Here is a 14,047-nt window from a genome sequence, read left to right as displayed (position 1 = left end):
CAAACGCCAGTACCAGTGCAAGAACCTTTTTGAGATTCGCGGGAAAATCGCAAAAAGACTTTAAACACCTGAAAATGCCGGAAAATAGACGGTGCATGCAACAATTTCGCAAAAACAAAACCGCTGCAAACATCCACAAACTGGATATCTGCGGCGGAATATGTACCGAAAAATCAACAGAAAAAATTTTAATATTGCTTCACAGCCTGAAACCGCCCATTGGGACTATCCCGAATTCTGTGTAACCGCCCAAATGCGGTGTAAAATAGAGCTTAATATTTCAAGGCGGGAACGGCGTTGGCTGCGCCCGCCTTGTCTACAACATAACGCCGACATGGGCGGAAGTCAAGGGGCACCCTCGTCCATTGGAGCCTCGGCGGCGGCGCAGCGCCCCTTGCCCTTCGAGCCGGATTGTTAATCCGGCATCCGATCCTCAAAATAGATTGCCAGCTGGGCATGAATCATGCTCCAGTCCTGTTTGCGGCCGGTCCACTTTTTCGTGATGTCGATCATCGCCAGATACAGCATTTTGAAAAGGCTGTCATCGGTCGGAAACACGGATTTCGACTTGGTTACCTTCTTGAGCTGACGGTTGAATCCTTCGATAGTGTTGGTTGTATAGATCAGCCGCCGAAGTGCCTGAGGAAACTTAAAATAGGTACTGAGATTTGCCCAGTTATCCCTCCACGACTGAGAAATCTTAGGATATTTCTTGTCCCAGTGTTCTGCGAACGTGTCTAACGCAGCCAAAGCAGCCGGTTCATCTACCGCTGCGTAGACTGCTTTCAAGTCAGTCATAAGTGCCTTCAAATCCTTGTAGGAGACATATTTGCTGGAATTTCGAAGCTGATGGATGATGCAGTTCTGGATTTCCGTCTTGGGATAGACCGCCTCGATCGCCGCAGAAAAACCGGTCAAATTATCCGTACAGGCAATGAAAATATCCTCGACGCCCTGATTTTTCAGGCTGTTCCGTACGGTAGCCCAGAATTTCGCACTTTCGTTCTCGCCAACCCACATTCCCAGAACATCCTTCCGACCATCAAGATCAATACCGATGGCGATATAGACGGCCTTCTTTACAATCTGTCCTTCACTGCGGACATGGTAGTGAATCGCATCCAGAAAAACAACCGCATAAATGGACTCCAGCGGCCTCTGCTGCCACTCTTTCGCTACGGGAAGGTTTGGAAGGTTTTATCTGTGATACGGCTTACTGTGGTATCAGAGACATCTACGCCGTAAATATCCTGAATATGTGCTTCGATATCGCTGGTCGTCATGCCCTTGCATACATCGACAGAATCTTCTCCTCGATGTCCTGGCTGATGCTGGTCTGATTTTCCGCAGCACCTTGGGGTCGAATTCGCTCTTGCGATCCCGCGGCACAGATACCTCTACATCGCCAAAACTGGTGCGCAGGGTTTTGCTGCTGTGCCCGTTCCGGCTGTTATCCGTTCCTTGTTCTTGTAGTCATACCGGTTGTAGCCCAGCTGATCGTCCAGCTCGGCCTCCAGACCGTTTTCCATGAACTCCGCGATAGTGTCCTTGAACAGTTCCTGAATGTCATCCTGCTTCTATTCTACACCTTGTTGGAGGTTTACACAAAGTTTGGGATGAAGTCCGCCCGTTCCACCGTTACAACAGCCTGCTCCTGCGTATACCCATCCTTAGGACGGAACCGGTTATTCTCCTTGCCCGGCATAATGCCGATCTCGCGCATCGCATACACACTGCTGCGTGCCCAATCGCCAAGCTGGGTATCATCGGCGTTTGGTTTATCGCTTGCAGCACCGACTCCCGCCGCCATGCTGCTTGCGATCAGCGCGGCTGCACACAAATAACGCCGTTTTTCATAAAAAATACCTCCTGCCTGTGAAGTTCTTCACTTACTATAACCGTTAGACGGGGGAAGTGTGACAAAGTTCTCTCAAAAACTTATTTTCGTGTCACAGTTGACAGGGACAGAAGGGTTATATACTATATATTGTATATAAATTCATTTGGCAAGGGGATAGGGAGCATGAAAAAACGAATGGTTATGCTGCCCGTGCTCGTGCTGTGCGGCTGTATGCCGATGCAGATACCGCATTGCTCGGTATCGTCACCGGCTGCGAGAATGGCACGTTTCGGCTGACGCGCGAGCTTTCGCATTAGGAGGCAGCAGTGATTCTGCACCGACTGTACAACGTGCTGTGCGGTACGGTTTCGAGCGGAAATTCTGCGAAAATCTATGCCGACAACGGCAGTATCGGCCTTTGGGCGAAGGATTCGGTTTACGCGATGCAGCAGGGCGGCATCCTGCAGGGCAAGAGCGGCAGCAAATTCTGCCCGAAGGATGGCTGCACCATCGAGCAGGCGCTCGTCACCATGCTGCGCATGACACAGAGACGTAATCAGGGAGGAAAATCATGCGTATTGTGAAAAAATACTGGCTGCCGCTGCTGGCGCTTGTGCTTGCGATTGGACTGGCGGCCTGGCGAATCGGCTATCTGGAGCGGACGAACACGTCGCTCAGCATAGAAATCGGCAGCAGGGAAGCCCTGCAGAACGGTGAACCGATCACGCTGGAGAATCCGGTTATTCTGTACAAAAACGAGCCATATATCCCACTTTACGAGGTTGTAGAGCGCCTTGGCGGTACGACAGACGGCAAAACCTACACACTGCACGGTGCTGAGACCGCTGTCTCCGGCGTGGAACGAAATGGTGTACTGTACACACCGTTTTCGTACCTGTGGGACAGTCATATTCCGCAGATACGGTGGGATAAGAGCCGTAATCGCGTTATTATCACCGAGGCACCGGATGAAATTCCACTGACCCGTCGGTGGCTGTTCTGGCGGCACAAAACCGTGCGCGGACTGCGTGTCGGAGACAGCGAAGCACGGTTCCTCGATCTGTACGGCTCACTTGACGCACGGGACGAAATGATGATTGACTTGCTGCATGTCACCATCGAAAACGGTGTCGTCACCGAGATTTCCATGGGACGTTATGAGTAAGCAAAAAGGACTTCGTAAAAACGAAGTCCTTTTTGGTATGGCTGGTTATTTGATGATTTGATACATGCGCTCGATGGTCACAATGGACTGCTCTGCGGTGTAGCCGTCGGTTGGGCAGAACCGATTATTTTCCTTGCCCTGCATGATGCCGGTCTGGCGCATGGCGTAAACGCTGCCGCGTGCCCAGTCCCCAAGCTGTGCATCATCGGCGTAGGCAGGGTCGACAATCAACTCGGTCTGGCCGCCGAGTGCTGCGTACAGGCGGTCGAGCATGGTGGCCGCCTCCTGGCGGGAGATGGTCTTGTACGGACGGAAGGTGCCGTCCTCGTAGCCGGTGACAATGCCGAGTACGGCGGCATTGTTCACGTTCGGGTCGTCCCTGCAATCGGTGAACTTGGTTTCCAGAGCCGGAATCTCCTTGTTGGGATAAATCTTGTTGTACAGGTTCATCGCCAGCATGGTGAAGTTTTCGCGGGTAATGTCCAGCTTGGGATAGGAGAACGACTCGGTGAGACCGTGCTCTTCTGCGGCAGCGACTTCGGTCTTGGCCCAGCTGCTGTACTCCTTGACGTTTGCGGGCAGCAGGGTTTCGCCGCCCTTGCCATCCAGCAGATAAGATTTTGTGCCTCTGCTGCGTGTGCCGATAAAGTGCTGATCGTACCAGAAAATCTGGTTAAAATCATGCTTGCCGACAAATTTTCCGGTTTTCGGGTCGAACAGACCGCAGGTGCCGTTGCCGTCCGCGCCTGCCTTGCCAACACGTTCCCACTTAGTGCTTCCAGTCTTGGCGATGAAGAAATCAGCGTACCAGTCCGGTACCATGTCGATGTCGTCGAGAATGATGTTCATGTCTTTGTCGGCCAGAGCAAAGAAGGTGACATCTTCAATCAGTGTAGCCGGACCATCGGCAGAATGCGAATCATATACTGGCTTTTTCACATTTTTGTAGAGTATGAACACATTGCTGTTCGGCTCATACGTTGCAAGCTCATAACCGGACGGCAGCTTCATCGGCGTCAGCTTGCCGGTTTCATCGGCGAACCAGTAGCTGGGGTGATGATCCGCATCGTACTGGCTAACCAGTGTTTCCGTGCCGCCAAGCGGAATATAATAATCGTACTCCACCGGAACGACCAGCTTTCCGGTCGTTTTGTCCAGAATACCATACTTGTGTGTGCTGTCAGCTGTTAGGTTAACCAAATACTGTTTCGCGTTGAGGTTCGAGAGGATAATCTCACAGTTTTCACCGGTAAAGCCGAGTGTTTTCAACTGACCGTAATCCTTGATCTCCTGCTGTACCTTAGTCATAGCCGATTGCAGCGTATCCTGTGCCGAACTGGACAGTTCCGCCGCCTGTGCCGAGAACAGCAATGCACCGCTTACCACAACACCGAGTAACGCCTTCTGAAACCGTTTCATATTTTTCCTCCTTTTCACTGTTAATGCTTATACTCTCTATCCTGTATATGACAATAACAAATGCCATCGACAGCACGGCTGCTGCTGCGGTGGGGGAATTGCCATATATTAGCTTAGACGTTTGTTCCGTATGGTTTGTTCCGCATGTTTCAAAAATTTTTTCTCTGACATCGAATTGGTACGTCAAATGCATAGCCGGAACGGCATGAAAAGCGTATCGTATGCTCATTTCTGCACAGGAGAACTATTATATTTATTGTATCGCTTTTTCTGAAAAACCGCAATAGGAAAGCAGCAGAGGCGGGATTGAAAAAACCTCAAACCGGCGGCGCACATGGTTTGACAGACTGAATCCATTCTGGTATAATATTTACACGCCGCCATGGCGGAACTGGTAGACGCAGGGGACTTAAAATCCCCCGGTAGCGATACCGTGCCGGTTCGATTCCGGCTGGCGGCACCAGAAAAACCCCGTATTTCTTACGAAATACGGGGTTTTTCCTGTCAGTTTGATTTAATTCTTGTTAAATACAGACTTATCCAGTGCGCCGTCCTGATGCGCCACGATCGTGGTGCAGACAGCGTCGCCGGTGATATTAACGGCAGTACGCGCCATATCGAGGATACGGTCGATACCCATGATCAGACCGATTCCGGCAACCGGCAGACCGACCGAATCGAATACCATCGCCAACGTAACCAGACCAACCGACGGCACGCCTGCGGTACCGATGGAGGCGAGCGTTGCGGTCGCAATAACGGTCAGATAATCCGCAGGGGTCAGCTGGATGCCGAACGCCTGTGCAACGAATACAACGGCAACGCCCTGCATGATGGACGTACCATCCATGTTGATGGTCGCGCCGAGCGGGATGGTGAAGGACGAAATACGGCGGTTGACGCCGATTTTTTCCTCCAGCGTGTCGATATTCATCGGGATAGTGGCGTTAGAGGTTGCGGTCGAGAACGCAAAGCCCATAACCGGAGCGAATTTCTTGAGGAAACGCAGCGGATTGAGTCTCGTAAGCAGCGCCAGCAGAATCTGGTATACGCCGCAGCACTGGATGAACAGCGCCAGCAGCACCGCGCCCATGTACTTGAACATTGGCACCATGGCGGAGAAACCGAGACCGGCAAAGGTCTTAGAGATCAGGCAGAATACACCAATGGGAGCCAGACCCATGACCATCATGGTCATTTCCATCATAATATCGTTGCCCTGCTGGAAGAAGTTCGTTACCAGCTGGGTCTTATCCTGCAGCTTGGCGAGGATAACGCCGATGATGAGCGCAAACACGATAACCTGCAGCATTTCGCCGTTGGCCAGTGCGCCGATCGGGTTTTTCGGGATAATGTTCAGCAGGGTTTCCGCAAAGCTGACCGAATCCGAAGAAGCGGTGACTTCGGCGGTCTGGATCTGCGACATATCCAAGCCCATGCCCGGCTTGATCAGCAGACCGATGCCGAGTGCAACGGCAACTGCCATCATCGTGGTGAAAATGTAGAAGCCGATGATTTTTACGCCGACCTTGCCGAGCGTTTTACTGTCGCCGATGGCAGTAGCGCCACAGATCAGCGAGCAGAATACCAGCGGTACGACCAGCATCTGCATCAGGCGGATAAAGCCCTGACCAACAACATAAAATACGCCGTTTACCAGCACGTTCTGCACAAAATCCACATCAGCTGCAAACATATTGAGTGCAATGCCGACAATCGCACCGGCGATCAGCGAGATGAAGATCTTTGTAGTCAGACCGAGTTTCTTTTTCTCTTTTACTTCATTCATTTATTTACTCCCGTCTTCCGGTGAGCCATGTATTCGCTCAGCGCGTCATGCCAGTCCGGCATTTGATACAAACCAGTGATACGCAGCATCATGTTATCCAACAGCGTAAAGCGCGGACGCAGCGCAGTGTTCTCGGAGGCCGAGGTGACTGGCACATTTTCCTTGCCGGCGAGACGCAGAATTTCGCGGGCGTACTCTGCACGGGAGCACGAGCCGTCGCACGATGCGTGAAACAGGCCGTACTCGCGGCTGTGCATCAGGCAGTCGATAAAGCCGGCGAGCGCTTTCGCCGAGGTCGGGGAGGAAATCTCGTCCTCCGGCAGATGGACCGCGCCTTCCTTTGCCGCCGTATCGAGCACGCGGTCAACAAAGTCGTACGAGCCGACGCCGTACAGCCACGACGAACGCACGATAACATGCTTGTCGGTCAGTTCGCGCACGAGCTTTTCACCGGCGTACTTGCTCTTGCCGTACATCGTGGTCGGATGGGGATCGTCAAACTCACAGAAAGCCTTGGCTTCGTCGCCGCCGAATACGTCGTCGGTCGAGATCTGAATGAATTTTGCGTCGATGCGTCTTGCAGCGGTCGCCAGATTGCGGGCGCCGATGGCGTTGATCTTATACGCTTCTTCGGGGTTCTCCTCGCAGGCCTGCACGTCGGTCAGGCCGGCACAGTTAATGATGACATCCGGATGGTTGATATCGGCAAAACGGCCGACAACGGATACATCCTCAACCGGTACATCGCGGTCGCTGGTTACCAGCTTATATGCTGTGTTGCCGCCGAAACGATGACTAAGCGCGGAACCCAGTCTGCCGCTTGCTCCCGCGATCCAAACGCGGGTCGTAATACTGTTCATAAAACACCTCTCCTGTCGGCCCGGTGCAGCGGAACTGCTCCGGCGCGCATTACCCATTTTATGGGCTGTATATTCAGTATAGCACAAAATCGTTAAAAAAACAACAAAATATGCGGTCTCTTTGCATAAGTATGCTTGCATTCCTGCAAACTATCCGATTTGTGCAAAACTTCTTTGTATTTTTATACAAACTGACAAGACAGCTCAGCCGAAGAAAAGAAACAGCCAAAAGCGCGGAGAATTTTTTGGGAATATGGACGGCCAATATCTGTCAGCGCTATGATGTCCGTACACCGATCGACGGTATCCGCGGCATGGTCGAGATCAGCCGCCATTATGCGGAAAATGCTGTAGATCACCTCTCTGCATACGAAGCGGGGAGATGGTTTATTTTATATGAAAACATCTGATTTTTATTGTGCAGAATGCTGTAAAAACCTGCATTGACCTATGCGGTTTTCGGTGATATAATTAACGGATAACAGTGTGGATTGAATCACATAATTTGCCAAGCGTTATTTTGTCTCGAAGGAGGAGCAGGAAATGAAACCGGTTCTGGAGGTTTGTGCCCACTCGGTCGAGTCTGCGGTAAGCGCGGAGCGCGGCGGTGCTATGCGGCTGGAGTTATGCGCAAATTTAATGATCGGCGGTACTTCACCGGATGAGGATCTGTTCTGCATGGTGCGGGAACGGGTTTCCGTACCGGTTCGTGTGCTGCTGCGTCCGCGCTGCGGCGATTTTTTGTATACGGAAAGCGAATTTGAGCTGCTCTGTCGTCAGGTGAAGCGTTTTGCCGCGCTCGGCGCGGACGGCATTGTCATCGGCGTGCTCACACCCGAGGGTGATCTTGACGAGGCGCGCATGGAAAAGCTGATCGCGCTTGCAGGCGGCTGCGGTGTGACGCTGCACCGTGCGTTCGATGTCTGCCGCGACCCGTTTGCGGCGTTGGAAACCGCAAAGCGGCTGGGTGTGGATACCATTCTGACCTCGGGGCAGCAGGCGGACTGCACCGCAGGCGCGGATTTGCTGCGCGCGCTGGTTGCAAAAGCAGGAGAGGATGTGCAGATTCTGGTCGGTGCAGGCGTAAATGCTGCGGTAATCCGCGCATTGCAGCCGAAAACAGGCGCGAATGCCTTTCATCTTTCCGCAAAGCGGGTGGAAAACAGCAGAATGCAGTTTCGGCGCGAAAATGTGCCGATGGGGCTGCCCGGACTGAGCGAATTCAGTTTGTGGCAGTGCGACGAAAATGCAGTCCGTGCGGCGCGTGAAGCGTTTGATGCGTGCTGCGGTGCGGGTCAGGAGGCGCGGACGTGAAAATAGAAAAGGTACTCAACAACAATGTTGTGGTCGCGCTGGATGAAAACGGTGCGGAGACCGTGCTGATGGGGCGCGGTCTGGGCTTCGGCCGCCGCGAAGGTGACGAAGCACCGCCGGACAAGGTGGAAAAGCGGTTCACGCTGCACTCGGATCAGCTTTCCGACCGGTTCCAGCAGCTGATAACAAGCATTCCGCTGCCGCATTTCCTGATGAGCGAACGCATTATCAACCATGCGAAGATTGCGCTCGGCAAGGAGCTGTCGGACAGCATTTACGTTACGCTGCCCGATCATATCTCGGCGGCCGTCAACCGCTATAAGGAGGGCATTGTGCTGCCCAATCCGCTGCTGTGGGACATCCGGCAGCTGTACAAGGACGAATTCCGCGTGGGACTCAAGGCGAATGAAATCGTCAAGGAGGAGACCGGCGTGGAGTTTACGGATGATGAGGCAGCGTTTATCGCGCTGCACTTTGTCAATGCACAGCTCGGCGGTGAAATCCGCGATATTTACGACATGACCTATCTGCTGCAGACGGTTTTTCGTATCGTCTGTGACGAATACGGTTTTTGTCCGGACAGTGAATCGCTCAATTACTACCGGTTCGTCACGCACCTCAAGTTCTACGCGCGGCGTATCGTCAGCGGAGAAGGCTACGGCGACGAGGACGGCGATCTGCTCGATGTGGTGCGGTTCAAGTATCCGAAGGCGTATGCCTGTGCGGACAAGATTCGCGCGTACGTCCAGAGGGAGAAAAATTTCCACTCCGGACAGAATGAGCTGCTGTATCTCACCATCCACATCGCCCGTGTGATGGAGCACATTGATGATAAAAAATAATCACGGAGTCCGTGCTGTACAAGCAGTGCGGACTTGCTTTTTGTGCAAAATGCAGAAAAACAACGAGAAAATTTGGCAACTAATTCGACAGGTTGTTCTTGCCAAGGGGAGAAAAGTTTGTTATACTGCAATTAACAAGTGAACAGTATCCGTTTGAAATGGATTGTTACCGCTTCGGCGGGCAAAACCAGATTTCTCGCAGAAGTTGCTATCAAAGAGCAAGTTGTATCTGTGCAGAAGTTTGGTTCTTTTTATTTTCTGTATGTTTTCGGACAAAACAGGCATACTTAAGGCAACACCGCACAATTTAGTCGCAAATCACTCGTGTTCAATCATGCGGTATTGCCGAATCAAAAAGGTTGTGAGCAAAATGTTTGGTAAACTGAAAAATCTGTTTGGCGGCGACAACGGCATCGAGATAACGGCGCCGGTTGCCGGCAAGGTGGTAGCACTGGAGGACGTACCCGATCCCACGTTCGCACAGGGCATTCTCGGTCCGGGCATTGCAATCGAGCCGACCGAAGGACGCATCGTTGCTCCGGCGGACGGCACGGTGGATGTGATGTTTGAGACCGGTCACGCGGTATCGCTGACCACGGCGGGCGGTGCAGAGCTGCTCATCCACGTTGGCATCGACACCGTACAGCTGGAGGGCAGGCATTACAAGGCCTGCTGCAAGGCCGGTGATCAGGTCAGGAAGGGCGACACGCTGATCGAATTTGACCCAGAGGCCATCAAGGCCGAAGGCTACAAGATCGTAACGCCGGTTTTAATCTGCAATCCGGATACGTTCAAGGACGTAAAATCCGTGGCAGGAGAAACGGTTTCTGCAGGCGACGCACTGCTGCACCTGGAAACCAAGTAACGGAAAGGAAGTAATTCTGAGATGAAGACCATTGAATATACGATTACGGATGCACTGGGCATCCACGCTCGGCCGGCCGGACTGCTGGTCAAGGAGGCAGGCAAGTTTGCCTCGAAAATCATGATCGCCAGCCCGAAAAAGGAAGTCGATGCCAAGCGCATCATGGGCGTGATGGGACTCGGCGTTAAGGGCGGCGATACCGTAAAGCTTACCATCGAGGGTGAGGACGAGGAGGCCGCTGCAGCCGCAATGCAGGCGTTCCTCGAGGGTAATTTGTAAGGATTTCATTCCGCCGGGTGTGAACGGCGGTGAAATAGGGGGACGGAAACGGAGTTCGGCTCTCCTATCCGTCAACACAATCGGCCGCTTCGGCGGTCCACAAAATAAGGAGGGGAAACTCTTATGATGAAAAAACTGCAAAAGCTGGGCAAGGCCTTGATGCTGCCGGTAGCTGCGCTGCCGATCTGCGGTATCCTGATGGGTCTCGGCTACGCGATCGCTCCGGGCGTTATGGGCGTGCCGGGTGCGGCCACGAGCGGTGCACTGTATAACATTGGCTTCCTGTTGATAAAGGCAGGCGGCGCGCTGATTGACAATATGGCATGGCTGTTTGTCATCGGTGTTGCAGTCGGACTATCCGACGACCGCGAGGGTACCTCGGCACTGGCCGGTCTGGTATCCTGGCTGATGATGACCAACCTGCTGAGCACCGGCGTTGTTACCACGCTGATGCCCGCAATCGCGGATGATCCGGTAAAAACGCTGGCATTTGACAAGATCCAGAACGTATTTATCGCTATCATCGCCGGTATCATCGGCGCAAGCTGCTATAACCGCTTCAAAAACGCGAAGCTCCCGGACTGGCTGGCATTCTTCAGCGGCAAGCGCTGCGTTGCCATCGTAACCGGTCTGGTTTCCATCGCGGTATCCGTTGTCCTGCTGTTCGTATGGCCTGTCATCTTCAGCGCTCTGGTAGCTGTTGGCGAAGGCATCATCGGCATGGACGGTATCGGCGCCGGCATCTATGCATTCCTTAACCGTCTGCTCATCCCGACCGGCCTGCACCACGCGCTGAACAATGTATTCTGGTTTGACACCATCGGCCTGGGCGACCTGTCCCACTACTGGGCCGGCGACACCTCCGCAAACGTAGGCTGGAGCCTCGGTATGTATATGTCCGGCTTCTTCCCCTGCATGATGTTCGGTATTGCCGGTGCGGCTCTTGCTATGATCAAGGCTGCGAAGAACAAGAAGGCTGCTATCGGTCTGGTCCTGTCCGCTGCCATCTGTGCATTCATCTGCGGCGTTACCGAGCCGTTTGAGTTCGGCTTCATGTTCCTGTGCTTCCCGCTGTATGTTGTTTATGCAGCTCTGTACGGCATTTTCACCATCATCACCTACTATGTTGGCTTCCGCGCAGGCTTCTGCTTCTCCGCAGGCGCGACCGACCTCGTATTCTCGTCCTTCCTGCCGGCAGCGAACAACACGCTGATGATCATCCCGCTGGGTATCGCAGCATTCGTTGTATTCTATCTGGTATTCTACTTTGCGATTACCAAGTTCAACCTCAAGACCCCGGGCCGTGAGGATGAAGAAGCCGACTTCGCAGAGGTTGACAAGAATGCCAAGCTGGCAAATAACGACTTCACCGCAATTGCAGCTGCAGTCCTCGAAGGTCTGGGCGGCAAGGAAAATGTAGAATCTCTGGATAACTGCATTACCCGTCTGCGTCTGGAAGTCAAGGACGGCACGCTCGTCGACGAGAAAAAGATCAAGGCTGCAGGCGTGGCTGGCGTAATGCGTCCGTCGCAGACCGCAGTTCAGGTTATCATTGGCACCAAGGTCCAGTTCGTAGCCGACGAAATGGCAAAGATGCTGTAAAATCTACGCAACCAAACCTATCTTGTTTGCATATCACGAAATTGCGCTCCGCGCAATGGAAAGGGCGGGCACATTGCCTGCCCTTTCTATTTCCGGAGACAGAAGAAAGAGGTATTCCATGAAAATCATTCGCGCTAAGGATTATAACGACATGAGCCGCAAGGCAGCCAACATCATCTCGGCACAGGTTATTCTCAAACCGGATTCCGTACTCGGTCTGGCGACCGGTTCGTCGCCGATCGGCATTTACGAGCAGCTGATTAAATGGTATAACAAGGGTGATGTGGATTTCGGCGGCTGCACGACCTTCAATCTGGACGAATACCGCGGCCTGACGCCCGATCACGACCAGAGCTATCACTATTTCATGCACAAAAACTTCTTCGACGCGGTGAATGTGCCGGCAGAGCGCATCAATCTGCCGGACGGCGCGCAGCTTGACGCCGAGCGGGAGTGCAAGCGCTACGATGCGGCCATCAAGGCAGCGGGCGGCATTGACCTGCAGCTGCTCGGCATGGGTCTGAACGGACACATCGGCTTCAATGAGCCGGACGAGTATTTCTCCAAGGGCACGCATTGCGTGAACCTGACCGAGTCCACCATCGAGGCAAACAAACGCTTTTTCGTGTCGGCGGATGACGTGCCGCGGCAGGCGTACACCATGGGCGTGCAGACCATCATGCTGGCACGGCGCATCGTGCTGGTGGTTTCCGGTGAAAACAAGGCAGAGACCGTCCGTGAAGCGTTCTTCGGCCCGGTAACGCCTCAGGTTCCGGCATCCATCCTGCAGCTGCACACAGATGTTTCCATTGTAGCGGACGAGGCGGCACTGTCTAAGTGCGGCGATTTGCTCTAAAAAGGAAGAGAAGTTATGGAATTTAGCAATTTGAGGGTATATCAGCCGGACGGCACGTTCAAAACCGGCGGACTGTCCATCTCGGGCGACCGGATTGCATCCGCAGAGGTGAGCGCGGATGCGGTGGATATGGGCGGTCTGTACGCCGTGCCCGGACTGGTCGATCTGCATTTTCACGGCTGCATGGGCCGCGATTTCTGTGACGGCACGCATGAAGCTATCTCCACACTGGCAAAGTATCAGGCACAGATCGGCGTGGCCGCCATCTGTCCGGCGACTATGACCTATCCGGAGGACAAGCTGACACAGATTGCCGAAGCCGCCGCAACCTATCAGGTGGAGAGTAATGACGCGGCGCTTGTGGGCATCAACATGGAAGGCCCGTTCATTTCCGAGGCGAAAAAGGGTGCGCAGAACGGCGCTTATCTGCATGCGCCGGACGCGGCCATGTTCCGCCGGGTGCAGGAAAAAGCCGGCGGTCTGTTCAAGCTGTGCGATCTGGCACCCGAGCTGCCCGGTTCGATGGAGACGATCGACGAGCTGGCAGGCGAGGTGCGTATCTCGATTGCGCACACGACAGCGGATTATGACACCGCCTGCGAAGCCTTCAAGCACGGTGCCCGGCAGGTGACCCACCTGTACAACGCCATGCCGCCGTTTTCGCATCGGGCACCGGGTGTGATTGGTGCGGCCTTTGACAACGATAACGTGGCGGTTGAACTCATCGCGGACGGCGTGCATGTGCATCCGTCGGTCGTTCGCGCGACCTTCCGGCTGTTTGAGAACCGTGTTATCCTGATCTCGGACAGCATGATGGCGACCGGACTGGATGACGGCGAGTATTCGCTCGGCGGACAGGCGGTTACCGTGCGCGGCAACCTTGCCACCTTGCACGACGGCACGATTGCGGGTTCCGCAACCAACCTGATGGACTGCGTGCGCTCGGCTGTTAAAATGGGTGTTCCGCTCGGTCAGGCGATTCGTTCCGCGTCCACCAATCCGGCGCGCGCTATCGGCGTTGAGCACGATTACGGCTCGCTCGAGCCGGGCAAGCTGGCGAATGTGCTCCTGCTGGATGAGGAGCTGAACATTCACACGATTCTGCTGCGCGGCAGAATGCTGGGCTGAACAGCGATTTGATAAAGAAATGAAATGAAAAGAAACCGGCATCGGAAGTGAACTGCACCCCATTTGTTAGACAGTATGGTATACTATC

Annotated in this window: 15 protein-coding genes, 1 tRNA gene and 1 pseudogene; 12 read left to right on the top strand and 5 right to left on the bottom strand. The window is 53.8% G+C overall.

The window, feature by feature from the left end; all coding sequences use genetic code 11:
- Positions 1-245, top strand: a 245-nt coding sequence (locus PGY33_RS13865) for a hypothetical protein (protein ID WP_270479112.1), incomplete at its 5' end; no start/stop codon positions are given.
- Positions 246-414: 169 nt separating this feature from the next.
- Here PGY33_RS13865 and PGY33_RS13860 read toward each other — a convergent pair.
- Together PGY33_RS13860 and PGY33_RS13855 are read right to left on the bottom strand one after the other, a co-directional pair.
- A pseudogene (locus PGY33_RS13860) lies at positions 415-1,571 on the bottom strand (IS256 family transposase); the annotation flags it as partial.
- 29 nt (positions 1,572-1,600) lie between these two features.
- Positions 1,601-1,810 (bottom strand): S-layer homology domain-containing protein, encoded by a 210-nt coding sequence (locus PGY33_RS13855; RefSeq protein WP_147358591.1) that lies wholly within the window; start codon positions 1,808-1,810, stop codon positions 1,601-1,603.
- A 356-nt stretch (positions 1,811-2,166) separates the two neighbouring features.
- On the opposite strand from PGY33_RS13855, the gene PGY33_RS13850 reads away from it, so the two are divergent.
- Complete coding sequence (locus tag PGY33_RS13850; RefSeq protein WP_118480609.1) at positions 2,167-2,424, top strand: hypothetical protein; 258 nt, start codon at positions 2,167-2,169, stop codon at positions 2,422-2,424.
- Positions 2,412-3,005 carry a stalk domain-containing protein gene (locus PGY33_RS13845; protein ID WP_118480611.1) on the top strand — a complete coding sequence of 198 codons (594 nt, stop codon included), beginning with the start codon at positions 2,412-2,414 and terminating at the stop codon, positions 3,003-3,005. The genes PGY33_RS13850 and PGY33_RS13845 overlap by 13 nt, the downstream gene beginning before the upstream one ends.
- Before the next feature lie 45 nt (positions 3,006-3,050).
- Here the strand turns inward: PGY33_RS13845 and PGY33_RS13840 are convergent, their stop codons facing one another.
- A complete protein-coding gene (locus tag PGY33_RS13840; protein ID WP_118480613.1) occupies positions 3,051-4,424 on the bottom strand; it encodes an S-layer homology domain-containing protein in 1,374 nt (457 codons plus the stop codon).
- A gap of 376 nt (positions 4,425-4,800) precedes the next feature.
- Here PGY33_RS13840 and PGY33_RS13835 point away from each other — a divergent pair.
- Positions 4,801-4,887 (top strand) — tRNA-Leu (locus tag PGY33_RS13835).
- Between the two features lie 51 nt (positions 4,888-4,938).
- Here PGY33_RS13835 and PGY33_RS13830 read toward each other — a convergent pair.
- Both PGY33_RS13830 and rfbD read right to left on the bottom strand, forming a co-directional pair.
- Positions 4,939-6,213, bottom strand: coding sequence for a dicarboxylate/amino acid:cation symporter (locus PGY33_RS13830; protein WP_118480615.1), 1,275 nt, complete (start codon positions 6,211-6,213; stop codon positions 4,939-4,941).
- Positions 6,210-7,073 carry a dTDP-4-dehydrorhamnose reductase gene (rfbD, locus tag PGY33_RS13825; protein ID WP_118480617.1) on the bottom strand — a complete coding sequence of 288 codons (864 nt, stop codon included), beginning with the start codon at positions 7,071-7,073 and terminating at the stop codon, positions 6,210-6,212. Before rfbD ends, PGY33_RS13830 begins: the two co-directional genes overlap by 4 nt.
- 245 nt (positions 7,074-7,318) lie before the next feature.
- Here rfbD and PGY33_RS13820 point away from each other — a divergent pair, with 245 nt between their 5' ends.
- The 8 genes from PGY33_RS13820 (at position 7,319) to nagA (ending at position 13,959) form a co-directional block, all read left to right on the top strand.
- Positions 7,319-7,483: a hypothetical protein gene (locus PGY33_RS13820; RefSeq protein WP_158575183.1), complete on the top strand. Its 165-nt coding sequence runs from the start codon at positions 7,319-7,321 to the stop codon at positions 7,481-7,483.
- 133 nt (positions 7,484-7,616) lie between these two features.
- Positions 7,617-8,387: a copper homeostasis protein CutC gene (locus PGY33_RS13815; RefSeq protein WP_270479105.1), complete on the top strand. Its 771-nt coding sequence runs from the start codon at positions 7,617-7,619 to the stop codon at positions 8,385-8,387.
- On the top strand, positions 8,384-9,229 hold the full coding sequence (gene licT / locus PGY33_RS13810; protein ID WP_270479102.1) for a BglG family transcription antiterminator LicT: 846 nt from the start codon (positions 8,384-8,386) through the stop codon (positions 9,227-9,229). The genes PGY33_RS13815 and licT overlap by 4 nt, the downstream gene beginning before the upstream one ends.
- Before the next feature lie 370 nt (positions 9,230-9,599).
- Positions 9,600-10,094 carry a PTS sugar transporter subunit IIA gene (locus PGY33_RS13805; RefSeq protein WP_270479101.1) on the top strand — a complete coding sequence of 165 codons (495 nt, stop codon included), beginning with the start codon at positions 9,600-9,602 and terminating at the stop codon, positions 10,092-10,094.
- A gap of 21 nt (positions 10,095-10,115) precedes the next feature.
- The gene (locus PGY33_RS13800) at positions 10,116-10,373 is read left to right on the top strand and encodes an HPr family phosphocarrier protein (RefSeq protein ID WP_270418491.1); all 258 of its coding nucleotides are present in this window, start codon (positions 10,116-10,118) and stop codon (positions 10,371-10,373) included.
- Between the two features lie 123 nt (positions 10,374-10,496).
- Positions 10,497-11,975 carry a PTS transporter subunit EIIC gene (locus PGY33_RS13795; RefSeq protein WP_270418492.1) on the top strand — a complete coding sequence of 493 codons (1,479 nt, stop codon included), beginning with the start codon at positions 10,497-10,499 and terminating at the stop codon, positions 11,973-11,975.
- A 118-nt stretch (positions 11,976-12,093) separates the two neighbouring features.
- Positions 12,094-12,831, top strand: coding sequence for a glucosamine-6-phosphate deaminase (gene nagB, locus PGY33_RS13790; protein WP_270479098.1), 738 nt, complete (start codon positions 12,094-12,096; stop codon positions 12,829-12,831).
- 15 nt (positions 12,832-12,846) lie between these two features.
- Positions 12,847-13,959: an N-acetylglucosamine-6-phosphate deacetylase gene (gene nagA / locus PGY33_RS13785; protein ID WP_118648346.1), complete on the top strand. Its 1,113-nt coding sequence runs from the start codon at positions 12,847-12,849 to the stop codon at positions 13,957-13,959.
- The last annotated feature ends 88 nt before the right edge of the window (positions 13,960-14,047 follow it).

Source organism: Butyricicoccus sp. AF18-9LB, from assembly GCF_027684505.1.
Lineage (GTDB): Bacteria > Bacillota > Clostridia > Oscillospirales > Butyricicoccaceae > Agathobaculum > Agathobaculum butyriciproducens.
The sequence above is the reverse complement of the archived record's forward strand: the minus strand, read 5'-3'. Positions and strand labels throughout refer to the sequence as shown.

What these genes read in the sequence shown, in the direction of transcription:
- nagA (WP_118648346.1), top strand. Translation starts at nt 12,847, where the DNA reads ATGGAATTTAGCAATTTGAGGGTATATCAGCCGGACGGCACGTTCAAA.
- PGY33_RS13805 (WP_270479101.1), top strand. Translation starts at nt 9,600, where the DNA reads ATGTTTGGTAAACTGAAAAATCTGTTTGGCGGCGACAACGGCATCGAG.
- PGY33_RS13855 (WP_147358591.1), bottom strand. Translation starts at nt 1,810, where the DNA reads ATGGCGGCGGGAGTCGGTGCTGCAAGCGATAAACCAAACGCCGATGAT.
- nagB (WP_270479098.1), top strand. Translation starts at nt 12,094, where the DNA reads ATGAAAATCATTCGCGCTAAGGATTATAACGACATGAGCCGCAAGGCA.
- rfbD (WP_118480617.1), bottom strand. Translation starts at nt 7,073, where the DNA reads ATGAACAGTATTACGACCCGCGTTTGGATCGCGGGAGCAAGCGGCAGA.
- PGY33_RS13830 (WP_118480615.1), bottom strand. Translation starts at nt 6,213, where the DNA reads ATGAATGAAGTAAAAGAGAAAAAGAAACTCGGTCTGACTACAAAGATC.
- PGY33_RS13815 (WP_270479105.1), top strand. Translation starts at nt 7,617, where the DNA reads ATGAAACCGGTTCTGGAGGTTTGTGCCCACTCGGTCGAGTCTGCGGTA.
- PGY33_RS13845 (WP_118480611.1), top strand. Translation starts at nt 2,412, where the DNA reads ATGCGTATTGTGAAAAAATACTGGCTGCCGCTGCTGGCGCTTGTGCTT.
- PGY33_RS13795 (WP_270418492.1), top strand. Translation starts at nt 10,497, where the DNA reads ATGATGAAAAAACTGCAAAAGCTGGGCAAGGCCTTGATGCTGCCGGTA.
- PGY33_RS13800 (WP_270418491.1), top strand. Translation starts at nt 10,116, where the DNA reads ATGAAGACCATTGAATATACGATTACGGATGCACTGGGCATCCACGCT.
- PGY33_RS13840 (WP_118480613.1), bottom strand. Translation starts at nt 4,424, where the DNA reads ATGAAACGGTTTCAGAAGGCGTTACTCGGTGTTGTGGTAAGCGGTGCA.